Below are 21,475 nucleotides of genomic sequence, written 5' to 3' on the forward strand. Positions count from 1 at the left end.
CCCCCCCCCCCCCCCCCCCCCCCCCCCCCCCCCCCCCCCCCCCCCCCCCCCCCCCCCCCCCCCCCCCCCCCCCCCCGGCTGGCGCAGTCAGAGAACGTCTTCAAAAGACTCAGAACTTGAAGTCGTAATCGATCGTCAACGGCGCATGGTCGCTGAAGCGCTGGTCGAGGTAGATCGCTTCGCGCGTGGCCAGGTGGGCCATGCCGGGGGTTGCCAAGTGGTAGTCCAGGCGCCAGCCCACGTTCTTCGCCCAGGCCTGGCCGCGGTTGCTCCACCAGGTGTATTGATCGGGCTTGTCGTTGAGGAGACGGAAGACGTCCACCAGACCGACGTCCTTCTCGAGCAGGCGCGTCATCCAGTCGCGTTCCTCGGGCAGGAAGCCGCTGTTCTTCTGGTTGCTCTTCCAGTTCCGGAGGTCGATCTCCTTGTGGGCGATGTTGACGTCGGCCACGAGGATGAACTCGCGCTCCGCGCGCAGGGCCATCAGGTAGGGGTACATCTCCGCCAGGAAGCGGAACTTCGCGGCCTGGCGCTCCTCGCCGCTGGAGCCGCTGGGGAAGTAGCAGCTGATGAGGCTGAGCTTGCGTCCCGGCTTGTCGAAGCGCTTCTCGATCCACCGGCCTTCGTTGTCGAACTCGCTGCTGCCGAAGCCGACGATCACGTCGCTGGGTGTCTCCTTCGTGTAGAGGCCGACGCCGGAGTAGCCCTTCTTCTGCGCGTAGTGGAAGTGGCCGCTCAGGGTGTCGTAACCCGCGAACTGCGATTCGACGACGTCGGCTTGCGCCTTGAGTTCCTGGACGCCGACCACGTCGGCCTGCTGCGGCGGCAGCCAGTCGAAGACGCCCTTGGTGGCGGCCGAGCGGATGCCGTTGAGGTTGAGGGTGATGAAGCGCATGGGCGGTGGACGGGTGACCCTGGAAGAGGGCGGCAGTATCGCAAAGCCTCGTTCCGAAGTTGGCAGCAGCGGGGGGAATGCGGCCCGCCGTCGAGGGATCACGCTGCACCACGTAGCGCCCGCTTCATGCGCCGTCCACGCTCATTCGGGCGACACGCGATCAGGTGCAGTGTTTGGGCAACAGAAAGCGCACCGCCGTGGTGCGGAGGGTGACGTCTTTATGACGAACTTGCTAGATTCGCGTCCACCGCGCCAACCGGCGCCCACATTTTTGCCGTCTGTGAACCCGGTTTACCCGTCGGTGTCCCGGTCGGCCTCCCCGGTTTTCCATCCTTCCCCCGGAGTCCATCCATGAATCGATTCGCCACCCAGCGCGCCGCCGTCCCGGCGCTGCGCGAGGCCGCCGCGGCCGTGTCGCTGGCCCTGCTCGCCTGGCCCGCACTGGCGCAGGACGCCCAGACCGATGCCGCAACCAAGGAGAAGGGTCAGCTCGAGACGGTGACCATCACCGCGGAGCGTCGGGTCGAGAACATCAAGGAAGTGCCGAACGCGGTCACGAAGATCTCCGGCGAAAAGCTGGACGTGCTGAATTCCGCCGGCCAGGACGTGCGCTTCCTGTCGGGCCGCGTGCCCAGCCTGAACATCGAATCGTCGTTCGGCCGCGCCTTCCCGCGCTTCTACATCCGCGGCTACGGCAACACCGACTTCCGCCTGAACGCGTCGCAGCCGGTCTCTCTGGTGTATGACGACGTGGTCCAGGAGAACCCGATCCTGAAGGGCTTCCCGGCCTTCGACCTGGCCGCCGTCGAAGTGGTCGCCGGCCCGCAGGGCACGCTCTACGGTCGCAACACGCCGGCCGGCGTCGTGAAGTTCGATTCGGTCAAGCCGTCGCAGCGCCAGGAGGGCTACCTGAACGTCTCCTACGGCACCTACGGCACGATGAACCTGGAAGGCGCCGCCAACGTGCCGCTGACCGGCGACTGGGCCGCCCGCATCTCCGCGCAGATCCAGCACCGTGACGACTGGGTCAAGAACCAGGTGCCCACCGGCAAGACCGGCGAGCTCGAGGGTTACGACGACCGCGCCCTGCGTCTGCAGGCGCTGTACCAGCCGCACAAGGATTTCAGCGCGCTGTTCAACTTCCACGGCCGCGACCTGAAGGGCAGCGCGCGCGTGTTCCGTTCCTCGATCATCAAGACCGGCACCAACGATCTGGTCGACGGCTTCGATCCCGAGAAGTCCTACACCGACGGCGTCAACGAGCAGACCCTGCACGCCACCGGCGGCAGCGCCCGTCTGCGCTGGGGCCTGGGCGCGATCAACCTGTACTCGATCACCGGCTACGAGTCGGTGCGCCCCTTCAGCCGCGGCGACGTGGATGGCGGCTTCGTGTACTTCGGCCCCAAGCCGTACACGCAGGAAGGTCAGGCGACCTTCCCGGCCGAGTCGTCGAGCTCGATGAGCGGCCATCGCCAGATCACGCAGGAGTTCCGCGTCGAGTCCGCCGCGGCCGGCCCGCTGCGTTGGCAAGGCGGTCTGTACTTCTTCGACGAGCGCTACACCGCGCGCAGCACCGACTACACGACCGCGACCGGCCTGGCCGCCGGTTATGTCGACACGTACCAGAAGAACACCGCGTGGGCGGCCTTCGGCTCGGTGAACTACGCGGTCACGCAGGACTTCCAGCTGCGCGGCGGCCTGCGCTTCACGCACGACAAGAAGGACGTCAAGGTCAGCAGCGACTACACCGACCTGAACACCTCCACCGGTGTCACCGCCAACACCGGCGACTCCAAGTGGAACTGGGACGTGTCGGGCACCTACAAGGTCACGAAGGACACCAACCTGTATGCGCGCGTGGCCACCGGCTTCCGCGCCTCGTCCGTCCAGGGCGCGTCGCGCTTCGCCGGCCAGTCGCAGGCGACGCCGGAGAACGTCACCTCCTATGAAGTGGGCGTCAAGTCGGACTTCTGGGATCGCCGCGCGCGACTGTCGGCCAGCGCCTTCACCTACACCGTGAAGGACCTGCAGCTGACCGCCGTCGGCGGCCAGAACAACGCCAACCGTCTGCTGAACGCCAAGAAGGCCGAAGGCAACGGCGTCGAACTGAACCTGGAAGTGCTGCCGGTCGATCAACTGCTGATCACCCTGGGCGGCAGCCTGAACAACACCAAGATCCGCGACAACACGCTGTCGCTGCCGGCTTGCGGCGGCGGTTGCACGATGACGGATCCGCTGGTGGCGGGCTCGACGACCAACTACAGCATCGACGGCAATCCGCTGCCGAACGCGCCGAAGTGGGTCGCCAACCTGACCGCGCGTTACTCGATCCCGACCGCGGCCGGCAACGAGTTCTACATCTACACCGACTGGGCCTACCGCTCGAAGGTCAACTTCTTCCTGTACGAGGCCAAGGAGTTCACCGGCAAGTCGCTGACCGAAGGCGGCCTGCGCGTGGGCTACATCTGGAGCAACGGCAAGTACGAAGTCGCTGGCTTCGTCCGCAACATCACGGACCAGATCCGCGTCACCGGCGCGATCGACTTCAACAACAACACCGGCTTCATCAACGACCCGCGCACCTACGGCGTCCAGTTCAAGGCGATCTTCTGATCGGCTGAACCACACCGCGTCGCGCAGCACAGTGGCCCGCGGGCCACCCTGCAAAAAGTGGGCCTGCTTCCGGCGACGGAGCAGGCCTTCTTCTTGCTTCAACTGCTGAATTCAGGCGACATGACGCGCTGCGTCACCCGTGGGGTGGCCAAGACCGCCGCCCTACAATTCCGGCCCAATTTCAATCTCACGTCTCGACGTCCCGCTGCCATGACCACCGCCGCCAATCGCCAGGCCCAGAGCCCGGATTCCCAGGACGCCCTGGCCCAGGAATTCGTCGCCTTCGCCGTCGACACCGGCGTGCTGCGCTTCGGCGAGTTCAAGACCAAGGCGGGTCGTCTCAGCCCGTACTTCTTCAATGCCGGCCTGTTCGACGACGGCCTCAAGATCGGCCGGCTGGCGCAGTTCTACGCGCAGCGGCTGCTGGCCTCGGGCGTCGAGTTCGACATGATCTTCGGCCCCGCCTACAAGGGCATCACGCTGGCCGCGGCGGTCGCGATCGAACTGGCGCGGCTGGGCCACAACAAGCCGTTCGCCTACAACCGCAAGGAAGCCAAGGATCACGGCGAAGGCGGCACGCTGGTCGGCGCCAAGGTCCAGGGGCGCGTGCTGATCATCGACGACGTCATCTCCGCCGGCACATCCGTGCGCGAATCGATCGCGATGATCCAGGCCGCCGGCGCCACACCCTGCGGCGTGGCCATCGCGCTGGATCGCCAGGAGAAGGCCGCCGAGAACGGTCAGGATCTCCCCTGGTCGGCGGTACAGTACGTGCGCGACCAGTTGAAGCTGCCGGTTGTCGCCATTGCGGGCTTGTCGGACCTGCTCCAGTATCTGCAGACCACCAGCAGCACCGCCGTGTCCGCCCATGCGACGGCGGTCCATGCCTACAGAGATCGCTACGGAGTCTGATGCGCGCTTCCCTCTCACGCCGTCTGCTGTCCCGCCTGATCATGAGGTCGACGCTGTCCGGTCTGCTGCTGACCGGCGCGCTCGCGGGCGCCGCCTGGGCGCAGACGAAGGCGCCGCCGCCGTCCAACATCTATACGTGCACGACGCCCGATGGGCGCCGGCTCACGTCGGATCGCCCGATCCCGGAATGCCAGTCGCGTGAGCAGCGGGTGCTGAACTCCGACGGCTCGGTCCGCAGGATGCAGCCGCCGGCGATGTCGCCCGAGGAGCAGGCGGCCTTCGATCAGCGCAAGCGCATGGAGGAAGTCCAGCGCGCTGCCCAGCAGGATGCGATCCGACGCGACCGCAACCTGTTGCAGCGTTATGCCGATCAGGCCGCGCATCAGCGCGCACGTGAGGCGGCGCTCGACGACATCCGTGAAGCGATGCAGCAGTCCGAGAAACGCCTGCAGGTGCTCGCGGCCGAGCGCAAACCGATGCTCGACGACGCGGAGTTCTACAAGGGCAAGCGGATGCCGATGAAGCTGCAGCACCAGCTCGACATGAACGACGCTTCGGCCGCCGCGCAGCGCGAGTCGATCGACAACCAGAAGGCCGAGATCGTGCGCGTCAACAAGCTCTATGACGATGAGCTGGCGCGTCTCAAGCGGCTGTGGGCCGGCGCGGCGCCGGGCTCGCTGGAGAAGTCCGCGACGTCCTCCCCGTCGCAGCCCGCGCCGGCGAAGCCGCCGGTGCAGGCCTCCCCGGCCAGCGGGCGCTGACGCGCACCGCGGAGGCCGGTGGGTCGGCCTTCGCCGCCAGCCAGCCGGTCGTCAGGCGCCGAGCTTCTTCTTCAGCAGCTCGTTGACGGTGGCCGGATTGGCCTTGCCCTTGGCCGCCTTCATCGCCTGGCCGACCAGCGCGTTGAACGCCTTCTCCTTGCCGGCGCGGAATTCCTCGACCGACTTGGCGTTGGCGGCGAGCACCTCGTCCAGGATGCGCTCGATCTCGCCGGTGTCGTTGGACTGCTTCAGGTCCTTGGCGTCGATGATCGCGTCGACATCGGCGCCTTCGCCCGTCCACAACGCCTCGAACACCTGCTTGGCGGAGTTGTTGTTGATCGTGCCGTCATGGATGCGCTTGATCAGCGCGCCCAGTTGCGCGGGCGTCACCGGCGCGCTGTCGATGCTGCGTTCCTCGCTGTTGAGCCGGCGCGAGACCTCGCCCATCACCCAGTTCGCGACCAGCTTCGGCGCGCCGCAGAGGTCGCGCGCGGCCTCATAGAAACGCGCCGTCGCCAGGCTCTGCGTCATCATCGTCGCGTCGTAGGCGGGCAGGCCGTCGGCCTCCTGGAAACGCGCGGCCATCACGGTCGGCAGCTCGGGCATCTCGCCGCGCACGCGATCGACCCACTCGGCCGAGATCATCAGCGGCGGCAGGTCCGGGTCAGGGAAGTAGCGGTAGTCGGCCGCGTCTTCCTTCGTGCGCATCGAGCGGGTCTCGCCGGTGTCCGGGTTGTAGAGCACCGTCGCCTGCTGGATCTCCAGGCCGTCCTCGATCTGGTCGATCTGCCAGTTGACCTCGTAGTTCACCGCGTCGACCAAGTAGCGGAAACTGTTGAGGTTCTTGATCTCGCGACGCGTGCCGAAGGGCGCGCCGGGCTTGCGCACCGAGACGTTGACGTCGCAGCGGAACGAGCCCTCCTGCATGTTGCCGTCGCAGATGCCCAGCCACATCACCAGCGCGTGCAGCGTCTTCGCGTATTCGACGGCCTCGGCGCCGGAGCGCATCTCGGGCTCCGAGACGATCTCCAGCAGCGGCGTGCCGGCTCGGTTCAGGTCGATGCCCGACTGGCCGTGATAGTCCTCGTGCAGGCTCTTGCCGGCGTCCTCTTCCAGGTGGGCGCGAGTGAGCTTCACGACCTTCTTCTCGTCGCCGACGAAGAACTCGATGTGGCCACCCTGCACGACGGGAATCTCGTACTGGCTGATCTGGTAGCCCTTGGGCAGGTCCGGATAGAAGTAGTTCTTCCGCGCGAAGATCGACAGCGGCGCCACTTTCGCGCCGACGGACAGGCCGAAGCGGATGGCACGCTCGACGGCGCCGCGGTTCAGCACCGGCAGCGTGCCGGGCAAGGCCAGGTCGACGGCGCTGGCCTGCGTGTTGGGGGCCGCGCCGAACGCGGTCGACGAGCCGCTGAAGATCTTCGATTCGGTCGAGAGTTGGACGTGGTTCTCCAGGCCGATGACGACCTCGTAGCCCCGCACCAGTTGACTGTTCTTGCTCATGACGTTCACGCCCCCGCCGGATGCTGGCGATGCCAGTCGGTGGCCTGCTGCAGCGCGTGCGCGGCGTGGAGCAGGGTGCCTTCCTTGAAGTAGTTGCCCAGCAGCTGCAGGCCCACGGGCATGCCGCCCTCGCCGCTGCCCACCGGCACGCTCATGCCGGGCAGGCCGGCCAGCGAGCCGGGCAGCGTGAAGATGTCGGCGAGGTAGGCCTTCACCGGATCGTCCGCGCCCTCGCCCTGCTTCCATGCGACCGTCGGCGCCACCGGGCCGGCGATCAGGTCACAGTGCTGGAAGGCCTGCTGGAAGTCGTCCGCGATCATGCGGCGCAGCTTCTGCGCCTGCAGGTAGTAGGCGTCGTAGTAGCCGTGCGAGAGCACGTAGCTGCCGATCATGATCCGGCGCTTGACCTCGGCGCCGAAGCCTTCGGCGCGGGTCTTCTCGTACATGTCGATCAGGTTGCCGTAGTCCTTGGCGCGGTGCCCGAACTTCACGCCGTCGAAGCGCGACAGGTTCGAGCTCGCCTCGGCCGGGGCGATGATGTAGTAGACCGGGATCGCGAGCTCGGTGCGCGGCAGCGACACGTCCACCAGCGTCGCGCCCAGCTTCTCCAGCTCCGCCAGACCGGCGCGCACGGCACCGTCCACGTCGGCGGACAGCGCCGCCGGGAAGAACTCCTTGGGCAGGCCGATGCGCAGGCCCTTGAGCGGCTGCGTGGCGGTCGCGCCTTCACGCGGCGTCAGCATCTGCGCGCTGAAGTCCTGCGGCGGCTGCTGGACGCTGGTGGCGTCGCGTTCGTCGAAGCCGCTCATCGTCGACAGCAGCAGCGCGCAGTCCTCGGCCGAGCGCGCGAACACGCCGGCCTGGTCCAGGCTGGACGCGAACGCGATCATCCCGTAGCGCGAGCACACGCCGTAGGTCGGCTTGATGCCCGTGATGCCCGAGAAGCTGGCCGGCTGGCGGATCGAGCCGCCGGTGTCGGTGCCTGTCGTCGCGGGAACGAGGCAGGCGGCCACGGCGACGGCCGAGCCGCCCGACGAGCCGCCCGGCACGCGCGTGCGGTCCCAGGGGTTCAGCGCCTTGAAGTAGGCGCTGTTCTCGTTGGCCGAGCCCATCGCGAACTCGTCGCAGTTCAGCTTGCCCAGCGAGACCGTGCCAGCGGCGTTCAAGCGCTCGACGACGGTGGCGTCGAAGGGGCTGAGGTAGCCCTCGAGCATCTTCGAGCCGGCCGTGGTCGGCATGTCGCGGGTGACGAAGATGTCCTTGTGCGCGAGCGGCACGCCGATCAGCGCGCCCGCTTCACCGCTGGCCAGCCGCGCGTCCGCGTCCTTGGCCCGGGCGAGCGCGTAGTCCGCGTTCACGTGCAGGAAGGCGCCGAGATCCTTCGCCGCGGCAACACGCGCAAGCAGATGTTGCGTCAGTTCGGTGCTGGAGACCGTCTTGGCGCGCAAGGCGCGGCCGAGCTCGGCCACGCCGAGGTGGTGGAGAGGCGTGGTCATTCGATGACTTTCGGGACCAGGAACAGGCCATCCTCGACGGCGGGGGCGCTGCGTTGGTTGAGTTCGCGCTGGTCGGTTTCGGTGACGCGGTCCTCGCGCAGCCGCAGGGCCACTTCCTGGACCGCCGACAGCGGCGTGTAGAGGGGGTCGACACCGCTGGTGTCGACCGCGCTCATCTGCTCGACGATCGAGAAGAAGCCATTGAGCTGCGGCAGCAGCGCGGCCTGCTCGTCGCCGGAAAGTTCCAGCCGGGCCAGTTTGGCGATCCGGCTGACGTCGTCGTGGGTGAGTGCCATGGAGATTGAAACGCTTACGGATGGCTTGCAGACGGGCCAAACCAGGGGGTGATCAGTTATTATCCCCGCTTATCTCCATGAGCCGAGGCTGCCAGTGCAGCCTCGTTCCTTATGGCAAGGAATCTCGCTCGCGCGGACGCCGCCGGTCCGCGCGGTTACCCGACCCGAACCGCCCCGAATCGCAGCCGCCCGGACAGAACGCAGACGAACGCCGCTTGATGCCGTCGAATGCCGCCGATTGCGTGTAGTTCGACGTTGACCAGCGGCTCCAGGTGCCGAAGCGTCTTGTCCAGGTCTTGCCTACACACATGTTCGCCTCCCTGCGCCGCTATTTCTCCACCGACCTCGCCATCGACCTGGGCACCGCCAACACGCTGATCTACGTCCGCGGAAAAGGCGTGGTGCTGGACGAACCGTCCGTCGTCGCCATCCGCCACGAAGGTGGCCCGAACGGCAAGAAAACCATCCAGGCCGTCGGCCACGAAGCCAAGGCCATGCTGGGCAAGGTGCCCGGCAACATCGAGGCGATCCGCCCGATGAAGGACGGCGTGATCGCCGACTTCGTGGTGACGGAGCAGATGATCAAGCAGTTCATCAAGATGGTGCACGACACCAAGCTGCTGCGTCCGTCGCCCCGCATCATCATCTGCGTTCCCTGCGGCTCCACGCAGGTCGAGAAGCGCGCGATCCGCGACGCCGCGCTGGGCGCGGGCGCCTCGGAGGTCTACCTGATCGAGGAGCCGATGGCGGCCGCGATCGGCGCGGGCCTGCCGGTATCGGAAGCATCGGGCTCGATGGTCATCGACATCGGCGGGGGAACGACCGAGGTCGGCGTGATCTCGCTGGGCGGCATGGTCTACAAGGGCTCGGTCCGCGTCGGCGGCGACAAGTTCGACGAGGCCATCATCAACTACATCCGCCGCAACTACGGCATGCTGATCGGCGAGCCGACCGCGGAGTCCATCAAGAAGAACATCGGCTCGGCCTTCCCCGGCTCCGAGGTCAAGGAGATGGAAGTCAAGGGCCGCAACCTCAGCGAAGGCGTGCCGCGCAGCTTCACGATCTCGTCCAACGAGATCCTGGAAGCGCTGACCGACCCGCTGAACCAGATCGTCTCGGCCGTGAAGAACGCGCTGGAGCAGACCCCGCCGGAGCTGGGCGCCGACATCGCCGAGCGCGGCATGATGCTGACGGGCGGCGGCGCGCTGCTGCGCGACCTGGACCGGTTGCTGGCCGAGGAAACCGGCCTGCCGGTGCTCGTGGCCGAAGACCCGCTGACCTGCGTCGTGCGGGGTTGCGGCATGGCCCTGGAGCGCATGGAACGCCTGGGTTCGATCTTCACGAACGAATAAGTGGATGCGGCCTCAGATGGCCGCTTTGCGTTGAATCTCCTTCGCTGAGATCTTCATGCCTCTCGGCACCCTCGACCGCAATCCACCGCCGCTGTTCCGCGAAGGCCCGTCAGCACTGACGAAGCTGGCCTTCTGCGCGGCATTGGCGGTCTTCCTGATGGTGGCGGACTCCCGCTTCCAGGTCACGGCGCCCGCACGCGCGGGGCTGGCGCTCGCGCTGCATCCGCTGCAGCGCGCGCTGCTGGCGCCCGTCGATGCCTGGGAGCAGGCCGGCGACTACGCCCGCGGCATGGAGAAGGCCACGGAGGCCGAGAACCAGGCCCGGCAGCAGCTCGCCTCGCAGGCGGTGATCCTGAGCCGCGCGGCGCAGCTGCAGGCCGAGAACACGCGCCTGCGCGCGCTGCTCGAGCTGCGCGAGGCACTGCCGGTGAAGGGCCTCGCCGCCGAGGTGCTCTACGAGGCGCCGGATCCCTTCTCGCGTCGCATCATCATCGACCGCGGCGGCCATGGCGGCGTGCGGCTCGGCGCGCCGGTGGTCAACGATGCCGGCGTGCTCGGCCAGGTGACGCGGGTCTATCCGCTGTCCGCCGAGGTGACCCTGCTGACCGACCGCGACGCCACCATCCCCGTGCTCAATACGCGTACCCAGCAGCGCGGCGTCGCCTATGGCGGCGAGCGCGGCGTGATGGAACTGCGCTTCATCGCCGCCAACGCCGACATCAAGCCCGGCGACGCGCTCGCGACGTCGGGCCTGGACGGGCTCTATCCGCCGGGCCTGCCGGTGGCGAAGGTCGCCGAGGTCGAACGCCGCGGCGACACCAGCTTCGCTCGCGTCGGATTGGCGCCGATCGCGCAGCCCGACAGTGCGCGCCACGTGCTGGTGCTGGAGCCGCTGGAAGGTCAGGAGTCCGCCCGCACCGAAGCCGCGCAGGAAGCGGCCAGCGCCGCGATTGCCGCCGCCGCTGAAGCCGCCAGCAGACCGGCGCGCGGCCGCGCGGCATCGGCCGCGTCCGCGCCGAAAGGAGGCACACGATGATCATGCCCCGTGGCGCAAGCCAGCTGCTGTTGCCCGCCAACCCCCTGTTCATCGCGTTCAGCCTCATCGTCGGGCTGCTGATCGACATGGTCCCCGTCGGCCGGCAACCCTGGATGCCGGACGTGCTGGCGCTGGTGCTGGTGTTCTGGAACGTCCATCAGCCGCGCCGCGTCGGCGTCGGCTGGGCCTTCGTCTTCGGCCTGATGATCGACGTCCACCACGGCGCGCTGCTCGGCCAGCATGCGCTGGCCTACAGCCTGCTCGCCTTCGGTGCCGTCGCGCTGCACCGCCGGCTGTTGTGGTTCACGCTGGGCGCGCAGGCACTGCACGTGCTGCCGCTGTTCGTGCTTGCGACAGCGATCGCCGTCATCGTCCGGCTGATCGTCGGTGGCATGTGGCCGGGTTGGAGCCTCTTGCTGGCGCCGCTGCTGCAGGCGGCCTTGTGGCCGATCGCCGCGGCGCTCCTGCTCGCGCCTCAGCGCCGCGCGCCGGATCCCGACGCGCACCGCCCGCTCTGAGGGTGCCGGGAACAAGCCCGCGATGACGGTCATCAAGAACCTCCAGGCGGAGCTGAGCCGCTTCCGGCTGCGGCTGTTCGCGGCGGCGGCGTTCGTGCTGTTCTGCTTCGGCCTGCTCGTCGCACGCCTCGTCTACCTGCAGATCACGCAGCACGATACGCTGCTCGAGCGCGCCGAGACCAACCGCGTTTCTGTCGTCCCCATCGTGCCCAACCGCGGCCTGATCGTCGACCGCAACGGCGTGGTGCTGGCGAGCAACTACTCGGCCTATACGCTGGAGATCACGCCGTCGAAGGTGCCGGACCTTGAACGCACGATCGACGCGTTGTCCGCCGTCATCGACATCCAGCAGCGCGACCGCCGGCGGTTCAAGCGGCTGATGGAGGAAAGCAAGAACTTCGAGTCGCTGCCCATCCGCACCAAGCTGACCGACACCGAGGTGGCCCGTTTCGCCGCGCAGCGCTTCCGCTTCCCCGGCGTGGACATCAAGGCCCGGCTGTTCCGCAGCTATCCGATGGGCGACATCGGCGCGCACCTGCTGGGCTACATCGGCCGCATCAACCAGGCCGAGAAGAAGGCGATGGACGACTGGTCGGAAGAGGACGTCGCCAACTACCGTGGCACCGAGTACATCGGCAAGCTCGGGTTGGAGCAGGCCTATGAGCGCGAACTGCACGGCCAGACCGGGTTCGAGGAGATGGAGACCAGCGCGGGCGGCCGCGCGGTGCGCCGCCTGCGCAACCGCCCGCCGACGCCTGGCAACACGCTGCACCTGTCGGTCGACATCAAGCTGCAGGCACTGGTGGAGCGGCTCTTCGGCGACCGACGCGGCGCGCTCGTCGCGATGGATCCGCGCAACGGCGAGGTGCTGGCCTTCGTCTCCAAGCCGACCTTCGATCCCAACCTGTTCGTCGACGGCATCGACGCGGACAGCTGGCGCGAGCTCAACGAGGACATCGACAAGCCGCTGCTGAACCGTGCGTTGCGCGGCACCTATCCGCCGGGCTCGACCTTCAAGCCGTACATGGCGATGGCGGCTTTGAACACGGGCAAGCGGGCCGCCAACGTGGTGATCCAGGACAACCTGAACTTCAGCTTCGGCGGCCGTGTCTTCGGCAGCGCCACCGGCGACCGCGCGGGGCCGAAGGACATGCGGCTGGCGATCGTGACGTCGTCGAACGTCTACTTCTATTCGCTGGCCAACGAGATGGGTGTGGACATGATCCATGACCAGCTCGAACCTTTCGGCTTCGGCCGCAAGACCGAGATCGACCTCCAGGGCGAGGTCACCGGCCTGCTGCCCAGCACCGAATGGAAGCGCCGGGCATTCAAGCGGCCCGACCAGCAGAAGTGGTACGCCGGCGAGACGATCTCGCTGGGCATCGGCCAGGGCCAGAACAACTTCACGATGCTGCAGCTGGCGACTGCGATGTCGACGCTGTCCAGCGGCGGCGAGCGTTACCGGCCCAGGCTGGTGCGGGAGATCGAGGACGTCGTCAAGCACGCGCAACGGCGCGTGGCGAGCGATGCCTTGGCGCCGCTGGCGCTGCGCAAGGCGGACGTCGACGTGATCCGCAACGCGATGCACGACGTGACGCTGGAAGGCACGTCGCGCGCGGTGTTCGCGGGCGCGCAGTACCAGAGCGCCGGCAAGACCGGGACGGCGCAGGCGGTGGGCCTGCGTGCCGGCCAGACCTACAGCAGCATCAAGGCGGACGAGCGCAAGCGCGATCACTCGTTGTACATCTCGTTCGCGCCTTACCAGGCGCCGACCATTGCGCTGGCCTTGATCGTCGAGAACGCGGGCTTCGGCTCCGAGTCGGCCGCGCCGATCGCACGCCGCGTGTTCGACTACGTGCTCACCGGGACTTACCCGAGCGAAGAGGACATCGCCAAGGTGCGGGTCGGCCAGGTCGGCGCGCCGATCGGCACGCCGCGCCGCGTCGAAGACATTCCGCTGCCCAACGCCGCCGCCAGCGCGCCGGAGGCGGCGGCCTCGGCGGTCGCCTCGCCTGCCTCTGCCCCTTCGCGGGCCTCCGCGCCTTCGGCGCCGGCCGCGCCCGTCGCGCGGGCCGCCGCGTCGCGTCCCACCCAGGGAGCCTCACGATGAGCGCCGTCTTCAGCAAACCCAGCCTGCTGCAACGGGTGAAGCCGCTGTTCCAGGGCTTCGACATCCCGCTGCTGCTTGCGATGGCCTGGCTCATGGGGCTGGGCCTGATGTGCATGTACTCGGCGGGCTACGACCACGGCACCCGCTTCGTCGATCACGCCCGCAACATGGTGCTGGCCATGGGCGTGCTGTTCGTCACTGCGCAGGTGCCGCCTCAACGGCTGATGCAACTCGCGTTGCCGCTCTACGCCGTCGGCGTGACCCTGCTGGTGGCGGTGGCGCTGTTCGGCATCACGAAGAAGGGCGCGACCCGCTGGCTGTACGTCGGCACGCAGATCCAGCCGTCGGAACTGCTGAAGATCGCGGTGCCGCTGATGCTGGCCTGGTGGTTCCAGAAGCGCGAAGGCCAGTTGCGGCTGCCCGACTTCGTCGCCGCCTTCATCCTGCTGGTGGTGCCGGTCGGGCTGATCGCGAAGCAGCCGGATCTGGGCACGTCGCTGCTGGTGCTGGGCGCGGGCCTGTACGTGATCTTCTTCGCCGGGCTGTCGTGGAAGCTGATCATCCCGGCCCTGGTGCTGGCCGGCGCGGGCATCACGGCGCTGGTCTTCAGCGAGGACCAGATCTGCCAGCCCGACGTGAAATGGGTCGTGCTGAAGGACTACCAGAAGGACCGTGTCTGCACCTTGCTGGACCCGACGAAGGACCCGCTGGGCAAGGGCTTCCACATCATCCAGGGCGAGATCGCGATCGGCTCCGGCGGCGTGACCGGCAAGGGCTTCATGAAGGGCACGCAGACGCACCTGGAGTTCATTCCGGAACGGACGACCGACTTCATCTTCGCGGCCTACGGCGAGGAGTTCGGACTGATCGGAGCGGCGGGACTGCTGATCGGCTTCACCGCGCTGATCCTGCGCGGACTGGCGATCGCGCACGAGGCGCCGACCTTGTTCTCGAGACTGCTCGCGGGGGCGATCACGTTGAGCTTCTTCACCTACGTGTTCGTGAACATGGGCATGGTCACCGGCATCCTCCCTGTGGTGGGTGTGCCACTGCCGTTCATCTCCTATGGGGGAACGGCGATGGTGACGCTGGGCTTGTCGCTCGGGATGCTGATGTCGATCGCCAAGAGCCGGGGCGGGACGCAGCGCTGAGCGGGCGGCGGCTTCCGGTGGCGGAAGCGGTCAGGAGCCGGCGTTCTGCAGCGGGTGCGCGGCGAACCGGACCGTGAATCGCGCGCCCGGCCCTGCGCCTTCCGATTCCGCCTGTCGACGCGCTCGCGTGTCATCGACCGCAATCTCCGCTTCATGCTGCTGGACGATCTCGCGCACGATCGCCAGCCCCAGTCCGGAGCCGTCGACGTTGGTGCCCAGCGCCCGGTAGAACGGCTGGAAGATCTGCTCGCGTTCCGACTCGGCGATGCCCGGTCCGGAGTCTTCCACCTGCAGCACGCAGACCTGTCCGAACGGGTCCTCGACCACGCGCACCGTGACCGTTCCGTCACTCGGCGTGTAGAGCAGCGCGTTGTCGACAAGGTTGCGGATCAGCTCGCGGATCAGCAGCGGATGCCCGCTGATGCGCAGCCCGGCCTGGCTCGCTTCCGGTCCCTCGTAGCCAAGGTCCAGCCGCTTCTCCATGGCCCGCGGCACGAAGTCGCGCACGGTCTCGATCGCCAGCACGGCGAGGTTCACTTCGCTGCGCCGGGCGGCGTGCTCCTGGTCCTCGGCGCGGGCCATCGCCAGCAGCTGGTTGACCATGTGTGCGGCGCGCTGGCTCGACACCGCGATCTGCTTCAGCGATCGGCGCAGCTCCGCGGGCGAGCTGCGTCCCTCGTCGATCTCGCGCTGCGCCAGCTCGGCTTGCGTGCGCAGCCCCGCGAGCGGCGTCTTCAGCTGATGCGCGGCGTCGGCCAGGAAATGCTTCTGCGACCGGATGGACTGGTCGAGCCGCTCCAGCAGATCGTTGATCGCCTGCACCAGCGGCGCGACTTCGTCGGGGATGCGCTGTTCATCGATGGGGCTCAGGTCCGAGCTGTCGCGGGAGCGGATGCGCCGCTGCAGGTCGTTCAACGGCGCGATCCCGCGCGCCAGTGCCAGCCACACCAGCAGCACCGCCAGCGGCAGGATCACGAACTGCGGCAGGATGACGCCCTTGATGATCTCGTTGGTCAGCCGCGAGCGCTTGCCCAGCGTCTCCGCGACCTGCACCAGCATCATCCGGTCGCTGCCCGCCATCCCCTCTGGCACCACCCACAGGTAGGACACGCGCACCGCCTCGTTGTTGATCTCGTCGAACCGGCGATTCACCTCCCAGGGAACGATCGGCGGCTCGACCTCGGGCACCGGCAGCAGCGCATCGCCGCTCAGCAGCTCGCCGCGCAGGCCCAGTACCTGGTAGTAGACGGTGTCGGATTCGTCCGCGCGCAGCAGGGCGGCGGCCTCGGGCGCGAGCGCGTAGCGCGACCGGCCGCGCCGCGCCGCCGCATCGCCGGGCCCGGGCTCGGTCACGACCTGCAGGCCGAGCGTGCGCGCCATCTCGTCGAGCTCACGGTCATAGGGCTTGTTGGCGATGCCCTGGGCCACCAGCCAGGTCAGGGCGACGCTGATCGGCCAGATGACCAGCAGCGGCGCGAGCATCCAGTCGAGGATCTCGCCGAACAGCGAGCGATGGCCGGTGGAATCAGTCGCCATGACGCGCACCGTGGGTCAGGCGTCCGCGCGGAGCTGTCCCGCGCCTCGCGCGGCCAGGCCCACGCGACCGCTCAGCCGGGAATCTTCTCAAGGCAGTAGCCCAGTCCGCGCACCGTCGCGATGCGGATCGGGCCCTGCTCGATCTTCTTGCGCAACCGATGGATGTAGACCTCGATCGCGTTGTTGCTGACCTCTTCGCCCCACTCGCACAGGCGCTCGACCAACTGGTCCTTGCTGACGAGGCGGCCGGCGCGCTGCAGCAGCACTTCCAGCAGCGACAGCTCGCGCGCCGAGAGTTCCACCATCTGGTCGTTGATGTAGGCGACGCGTCCCGTCGCGTCGAAGGTCAGCGGACCGTGGCGGATGACGCTCGAGGCGGTGCCCAGGCCGCGGCGCGTGAGTGCGCGCACGCGGGCTTCGAGCTCCTGCAGCGAGAACGGCTTGGCCATGTAGTCGTCGGCGCCCAGGTCCAGGCCCTTGACGCGTTCCTCGATGCTGTCGGCCGCGGTCAGGATCAGCACCGGCACGGAGGATCCTCGTGCGCGCAGCCGCCTCAGCACCTCCAGGCCGTGCAGCTTGGGCAGGCCCAGATCGAGGATCAGGAGATCGAATTCATGCGAGGCCAGCGCGGCATCCGCCTCGCTGCCGCTGCCGACCTGATCGACGGCGCAGCCCGACGCCCGCAACGAGCGCAGCAGGCCGTCGGCCAGGACCTGGTCGTCTTCGGCGATCAAGATGCGCATGTGTCGTCCCCTCTGGTTATGGAGACATTCTAGGGAGCGGCCTGCTGGTGTTCCCTAGGCGTTTCCGAGGCGTTCGCTCGACATGCGTCGGGCGTGGCGACTCACACCGACGACAGCGCGGCGTGGGGATGACTCCCACCGAAGGCGGAAAAAGGTGGGAACTGCGACGGCTGGCTCATCCAGTGAGCCATCTGGTGCTTAGGATGCCTACATCGACCCGTTGCCGGCACCGCAAAGCGCATCCGGCCGCTTCGACAAAGTACTGTACAGATATACAGATTGCGCCATAATCCGCCGCAGCCAACAGGAGAAGATTGCATGGACGCCCCCGTGAAGAACGCCAACACCGAAAAAGCCAAGGCCCTGCAGGCCGCCCTCGCCCAGATCGAAAAGCAGTTCGGCAAGGGCTCCATCATGCGGCTGGCCGAAGGCGAGAAGATCGAGGACATCCAGGTCGTCTCCACCGGCTCCCTGGGTCTGGACATCGCGCTGGGCGTCGGCGGTCTGCCGCGCGGCCGCGTGGTCGAGATCTACGGTCCTGAATCCTCGGGCAAGACCACGCTGACGCTGCAGGTCATCGCCCAGATGCAGAAGCTGGACGGCGTGTGCGCCTTCATCGACGCCGAGCACGCGCTGGACGTCCAGTACGCGCAGAAGCTGGGCGTCAACCTGCAGGAACTGCTGATCAGCCAGCCCGACACCGGCGAACAGGCCCTGGAGATCGTGGATTCGCTGGTGCGCTCGGGGTCGGTGGACCTGATCGTCATCGACTCGGTCGCCGCGCTGACGCCGAAGGCGGAACTCGAAGGCGAGATGGGCGACTCGCTGCCCGGCCTGCAGGCCCGACTGATGAGCCAGGCGCTGCGCAAGCTGACCGCCACCATCAAGAAGACCAACTGCACCGTCGTCTTCATCAACCAGATCCGGATGAAGATCGGTGTGATGTTCGGCAGCCCGGAAACGACCACCGGCGGCAACGCGCTGAAGTTCTACGCTTCGGTGCGCCTGGACATCCGCCGCATCGGCTCGATCAAGAAGGGCGAGGAAGTCATCGGTTCCGAGACCAAGGTCAAGGTCGTCAAGAACAAGGTGGCACCTCCGTTCAAGACGGCGGAGTTCGACATCCTCTACGGCGAAGGCATCAGCCGCGAGGGCGAGATCATCGACATGGGCGTGGCCGCCAAGATCGTCGAGAAGGCCGGCTCCTGGTACGCCTACAGCGGCGAGAAGATCGGCCAGGGCAAGGACAACGCGCGTGAGTTCCTGCGCGAGAACGCGGACCTGGCGGTCGAGATCGAGAACAAGATCCGCGAATCCCTGGGCATCCCCTTGTTGGGTGCAACGCCCGGCGGCGACGCCGAGTAAGCGCGGGGCTTTCACATGACCCCGCCCGACGGTCGGCGGGGCCGGGCCTCGCAGCCGCTGTCGCTGAAGGCTCGTGCGATTGCGCTGCTCGCGCAGCGCGAGCACAGCGCGATGGAGCTGCGACGCAAGCTGCTGCGCATCGCGCGTGATCGGCAAGCCGAAGCCAGGGAGGCTTCGGAATCGAGGGGCGATGAATTCGCGGATGAAGCCGGATCGAAGGACCTGGACGACGAAGTCGACGCGGTACTCGATTGGCTCAAGGCCAACGCATATCTCGACGAGTCGCGGTTTGTCGAATCCCGCATCCACGTACGCTCTCAGCGCTTCGGTCAGCGGCGTATCGAGCAGGAGCTCGCCCAGCATGGGCTCGCTTTGGACGCGGAACAGCGCTCGACACTTGTGGCCGGCGAATTGGATCGCGCCTGCGAATTGCTTCGGCGCAAGTTCGGTGATGGCCCCGCCCTCGATGCAGCGGCGCTAGCCAAACGCCTGCGTTTCCTCATCGGACGGGGATTCGGTTCGGATCTCGCGCGCCGGGCAGTCCGACGCGTCGCCGAGGGCAGCGATGCCGATGCGTGAAGCGCGTGTCGAACCGGTCACCGGTCTTGCCGCCTGAATGAGCGACAGGGGCTGAAACTCGCCGAAACTTCGTGCGTCATGAGCACCTTGCGGCGCGCTGACAAGCCCACGCCAGTGCGCGTCTCAACCGCGCCAAGGGCTTGATGCAACGCAGCATGCTACATTTTCGGCTTCGCAAAACAGCCCGCCGGCGTTCGTCCGCGGGCGTGTTTTCGCGTGTTTGCATCGGTTTTATGTCTTCCTCCGCCTCCCCCGAGCGCCATCCACCGCATCATCGTCGCGCCGTCGACGTGCGGTCCTATGGTCGCGACGACGGGTTCCTTGTCGCGGAGACCCGGTTGAATCCGGCGTTGCAAACCTCCTCTCCACGCCGGCACCGCGGAGCGCCCGCGGCACTGGCAGCCTCTTCCTGATTCATCCATCAAGCGAGACCTCCCTATGAAGATTCACGAGTACCAGGGCAAGGAAATCCTGCGCCAGTTCGGCGTGCCGGTGCCGCGCGGCATTCCCGCGTTCACGGTGCAAGAGGCGGTCGAAGCCGCGCAGAAGCTGGGCGGCCCGGTCTGGGTGGTCAAGGCGCAGATCCACGCCGGCGGCCGCGGCAAGGGCGGCGGCGTCAAGCTGGGCAAGAGCCTGGACGACGTGAAGGCGCTCTCCGAGCAGATCCTGGGCATGCAGCTGGTCACGCACCAGACCGGCCCGGTCGGCCAGAAGGTCCGCCGCCTGTACATCGAAGAAGGCGCGGACATCAAGAACGAGCTGTACATCTCGCTGGTGACCGACCGCGGCACGCAAAAGGTCGCCTTCATCGCGTCGAGCGAAGGCGGCATGGACATCGAGGAAGTCGCCCACTCGACTCCCGAGAAGATCATCACCGAGTACATCGATCCGCTGACCGGCATCACGGCCGAGCAATCGAAGAAGATCGCCGCGGCCATCGGCCTGAGCGGCGCTTCGGTGGATCAGGCTGTCGACCTGTTCGCGAAGCTGTACAAGTGCTACATGGACACGGATGCGTCGCTGGTTGAAATCAACCCGCTGAACTGCGATTCGAAGGGCAACCTGATCGCGCTGGACGCGAAGTTCAACTTCGACGCCAACGCCCTGTTCCGTCACCCGGAAATCGTCGCCTACCGTGACCTGGACGAAGAAGACGCGGCTGAAATCGAAGCCTCGAAGTTCGACCTGGCCTACATCTCGCTGGACGGCAACATCGGCTGCCTGGTGAACGGCGCCGGTCTGGCGATGGCCACCATGGACACCATCAAGCTGTTCGGCGGCGAGCCGGCCAACTTCCTGGACGTGGGCGGCGGCGCCACCGCCGAGAAGGTCACCGAAGCCTTCAAGATCATGCTGAAGAACCCCGAGGTGAAGGGCATCCTCGTGAACATCTTCGGCGGCATCATGAAGTGCGACACCATCGCCGAAGGCGTGATCACGGCCTGCAAGGCCGTCAACCTGAACGTCCCGCTGGTCGTCCGCATGAAGGGCACCAACGAGGAGCTGGGCAAGAAGATGCTGGCCGAGTCCGGCCTGCCCATCATCGCCGCCGACACCATGGCCGAAGCCGCGACCAAGATCGTCGCCGCCGTCAAGTAAGCCGAAGACCCAGCCAAGGAATACGACATGAGCATCTACATCAACAAGGACACCAAGGTCATCACCCAGGGCATCACGGGCAAGACCGGTCAGTTCCACACCCTGGGCTGCCAAGCCTACGCCAACGGCAAGAACGCGTTCGTCGCGGGCGTGAACCCGAAGAAGGCGGGCGAGAAGTTCTCGGACATCCCCATCTACGGCACCGTGAAGGAAGCCGCTGCCCAGACCGGCGCCACCGTGTCGGTGATCTATGTGCCGCCGGCCGGCGCCGCCGCCGCGATCTGGGAAGCCGTCGAGGCCGATCTGGACCTGGCGATCTGCATCACGGAAGGCATCCCCGTCCGTGACATGCTGGAAGTGCGCAACAAGATGAAGGCCAAGGAACTGGCTGGCGGCAAGAAGACGCTGCTGCTGGGCCCGAACTGCCCCGGCCTGATCACGCCCGACGAGATCAAGATCGGCATCATGCCCGGCCACATCCATCGCAAGGGTCGCATCGGCGTGGTCTCGCGCTCGGGCACGCTGACCTATGAAGCGGTGGCGCAGCTGACTGAAATCGGCTTGGGCCAATCCTCGGCAGTCGGTATCGGCGGCGACCCGATCAACGGTCTGAAGCACATCGACGTGATGCAGGCCTTCAACGACGATCCGGACACCGACGCCGTCATCATGATCGGTGAGATCGGTGGCCCGGACGAGGCGGAAGCCGCCCGTTGGTGCAAGGCCAACATGAAGAAGCCGGTAGTCGGTTTCATCGCGGGTGTGACCGCGCCTCCCGGAAAGCGCATGGGCCACGCTGGCGCGCTGATCTCCGGCGGTGCCGACACGGCCGATGCCAAGCTCGCCATCATGGAAGAGTGCGGTTTCACCGTGACGCGCAACCCGTCGGAAATGGGCAAGCTGCTGAAAGGCCTGCTGTAAGTAGCAGGAAAAACCTGATGCCAGGAGCTGTTGCTGCGTAATTTCACGCACTGCGGTTCCTGGGGGCGGGCGCGGACAATCCAGCC

18 protein-coding genes are annotated in these 21,475 nt (G+C 67.1%); 12 read left to right on the forward strand and 6 right to left on the reverse strand.

Features of this window, described 5'->3' with window-relative positions; all coding sequences use genetic code 11:
- Positions 1–109: 109 nt before the first annotated feature.
- Positions 110–895, reverse strand: coding sequence for an exodeoxyribonuclease III (locus tag AC07PR_RS24180; RefSeq protein WP_483108201.1), 786 nt, complete (start codon positions 893–895; stop codon positions 110–112).
- Positions 896–1,246: 351 nt separating this feature from the next.
- On the opposite strand from AC07PR_RS24180, the gene AC07PR_RS24185 reads away from it, so the two are divergent.
- The 3 genes from AC07PR_RS24185 to AC07PR_RS24195 all read left to right on the forward strand — a co-directional run bounded on the left by AC07PR_RS24185 (position 1,247) and on the right by AC07PR_RS24195 (position 5,181).
- Complete coding sequence (locus AC07PR_RS24185) at positions 1,247–3,508, forward strand: TonB-dependent receptor (protein WP_377159142.1); 2,262 nt, start codon at positions 1,247–1,249, stop codon at positions 3,506–3,508.
- A 210-nt stretch (positions 3,509–3,718) separates the two neighbouring features.
- Entirely contained in the window at positions 3,719–4,420 is a 702-nt protein-coding gene (pyrE, locus tag AC07PR_RS24190; RefSeq protein WP_483108200.1) for an orotate phosphoribosyltransferase, read from the forward strand.
- Positions 4,420–5,181: a hypothetical protein gene (locus AC07PR_RS24195; protein WP_495136830.1), complete on the forward strand. Its 762-nt coding sequence runs from the start codon at positions 4,420–4,422 to the stop codon at positions 5,179–5,181. The genes pyrE and AC07PR_RS24195 overlap by 1 nt, the downstream gene beginning before the upstream one ends.
- A gap of 51 nt (positions 5,182–5,232) precedes the next feature.
- Here AC07PR_RS24195 and gatB read toward each other — a convergent pair whose 3' ends face one another.
- The 3 genes from gatB to gatC are packed head-to-tail and all read right to left on the reverse strand — an operon-like array spanning position 5,233 to position 8,479.
- Positions 5,233–6,687, reverse strand: a complete 1,455-nt coding sequence (gatB, locus tag AC07PR_RS24200; RefSeq protein WP_495136831.1) for an Asp-tRNA(Asn)/Glu-tRNA(Gln) amidotransferase subunit GatB — start codon at positions 6,685–6,687, stop codon at positions 5,233–5,235.
- A gap of 5 nt (positions 6,688–6,692) precedes the next feature.
- On the reverse strand, positions 6,693–8,183 hold the full coding sequence (gatA, locus tag AC07PR_RS24205) for an Asp-tRNA(Asn)/Glu-tRNA(Gln) amidotransferase subunit GatA (RefSeq protein WP_495136832.1): 1,491 nt from the start codon (positions 8,181–8,183) through the stop codon (positions 6,693–6,695).
- On the reverse strand, positions 8,180–8,479 hold the full coding sequence (gene gatC, locus AC07PR_RS24210; protein WP_377159145.1) for an Asp-tRNA(Asn)/Glu-tRNA(Gln) amidotransferase subunit GatC: 300 nt from the start codon (positions 8,477–8,479) through the stop codon (positions 8,180–8,182). The genes gatA and gatC overlap by 4 nt, the downstream gene beginning before the upstream one ends.
- A 308-nt stretch (positions 8,480–8,787) precedes the next feature.
- Between gatC and AC07PR_RS24215 the strand changes: the two genes are divergently transcribed.
- The 5 genes from AC07PR_RS24215 to rodA are packed head-to-tail and all read left to right on the forward strand — an operon-like array spanning position 8,788 to position 14,646.
- Positions 8,788–9,831 carry a rod shape-determining protein gene (locus AC07PR_RS24215; protein WP_067280645.1) on the forward strand — a complete coding sequence of 348 codons (1,044 nt, stop codon included), beginning with the start codon at positions 8,788–8,790 and terminating at the stop codon, positions 9,829–9,831.
- Positions 9,832–9,886: 55 nt separating this feature from the next.
- The gene (gene mreC, locus AC07PR_RS24220) at positions 9,887–10,867 is read left to right on the forward strand and encodes a rod shape-determining protein MreC (RefSeq protein WP_431100728.1); all 981 of its coding nucleotides are present in this window, start codon (positions 9,887–9,889) and stop codon (positions 10,865–10,867) included.
- Positions 10,864–11,385 (forward strand): rod shape-determining protein MreD, encoded by a 522-nt coding sequence (mreD, locus tag AC07PR_RS24225; RefSeq protein WP_377159147.1) that lies wholly within the window; start codon positions 10,864–10,866, stop codon positions 11,383–11,385. Before mreC ends, mreD begins: the two co-directional genes overlap by 4 nt.
- Before the next feature lie 22 nt (positions 11,386–11,407).
- Complete coding sequence (gene mrdA, locus AC07PR_RS24230) at positions 11,408–13,495, forward strand: penicillin-binding protein 2 (protein ID WP_483108198.1); 2,088 nt, start codon at positions 11,408–11,410, stop codon at positions 13,493–13,495.
- Complete coding sequence (rodA, locus tag AC07PR_RS24235; RefSeq protein ID WP_377159149.1) at positions 13,492–14,646, forward strand: rod shape-determining protein RodA; 1,155 nt, start codon at positions 13,492–13,494, stop codon at positions 14,644–14,646. The genes mrdA and rodA overlap by 4 nt, the downstream gene beginning before the upstream one ends.
- Before the next feature lie 30 nt (positions 14,647–14,676).
- Here rodA and AC07PR_RS24240 read toward each other — a convergent pair whose 3' ends face one another.
- Entirely contained in the window at positions 14,677–16,182 is a 1,506-nt protein-coding gene (locus AC07PR_RS24240) for a sensor histidine kinase (protein ID WP_483108197.1), read from the reverse strand.
- A 71-nt stretch (positions 16,183–16,253) separates the two neighbouring features.
- Positions 16,254–16,925 (reverse strand): response regulator, encoded by a 672-nt coding sequence (locus AC07PR_RS24245; protein ID WP_091730277.1) that lies wholly within the window; start codon positions 16,923–16,925, stop codon positions 16,254–16,256.
- A gap of 318 nt (positions 16,926–17,243) precedes the next feature.
- Here AC07PR_RS24245 and recA point away from each other — a divergent pair, with 318 nt between their 5' ends.
- From recA to sucD, 4 genes are all read left to right on the forward strand, one after another.
- Entirely contained in the window at positions 17,244–18,290 is a 1,047-nt protein-coding gene (gene recA, locus AC07PR_RS24250; RefSeq protein WP_431100723.1) for a recombinase RecA, read from the forward strand.
- Between the two features lie 15 nt (positions 18,291–18,305).
- A complete protein-coding gene (locus AC07PR_RS24255; RefSeq protein WP_495136833.1) occupies positions 18,306–18,869 on the forward strand; it encodes a regulatory protein RecX in 564 nt (187 codons plus the stop codon).
- 438 nt (positions 18,870–19,307) lie between these two features.
- Complete coding sequence (gene sucC / locus AC07PR_RS24260) at positions 19,308–20,468, forward strand: ADP-forming succinate--CoA ligase subunit beta (RefSeq protein ID WP_483108195.1); 1,161 nt, start codon at positions 19,308–19,310, stop codon at positions 20,466–20,468.
- A gap of 27 nt (positions 20,469–20,495) precedes the next feature.
- The gene (sucD, locus tag AC07PR_RS24265; RefSeq protein ID WP_297524421.1) at positions 20,496–21,389 is read left to right on the forward strand and encodes a succinate--CoA ligase subunit alpha; all 894 of its coding nucleotides are present in this window, start codon (positions 20,496–20,498) and stop codon (positions 21,387–21,389) included.
- The last annotated feature ends 86 nt before the right edge of the window (positions 21,390–21,475 follow it).

It is taken from the genome of Roseateles sp. GW821-FHT09H11, from assembly GCF_059415845.1.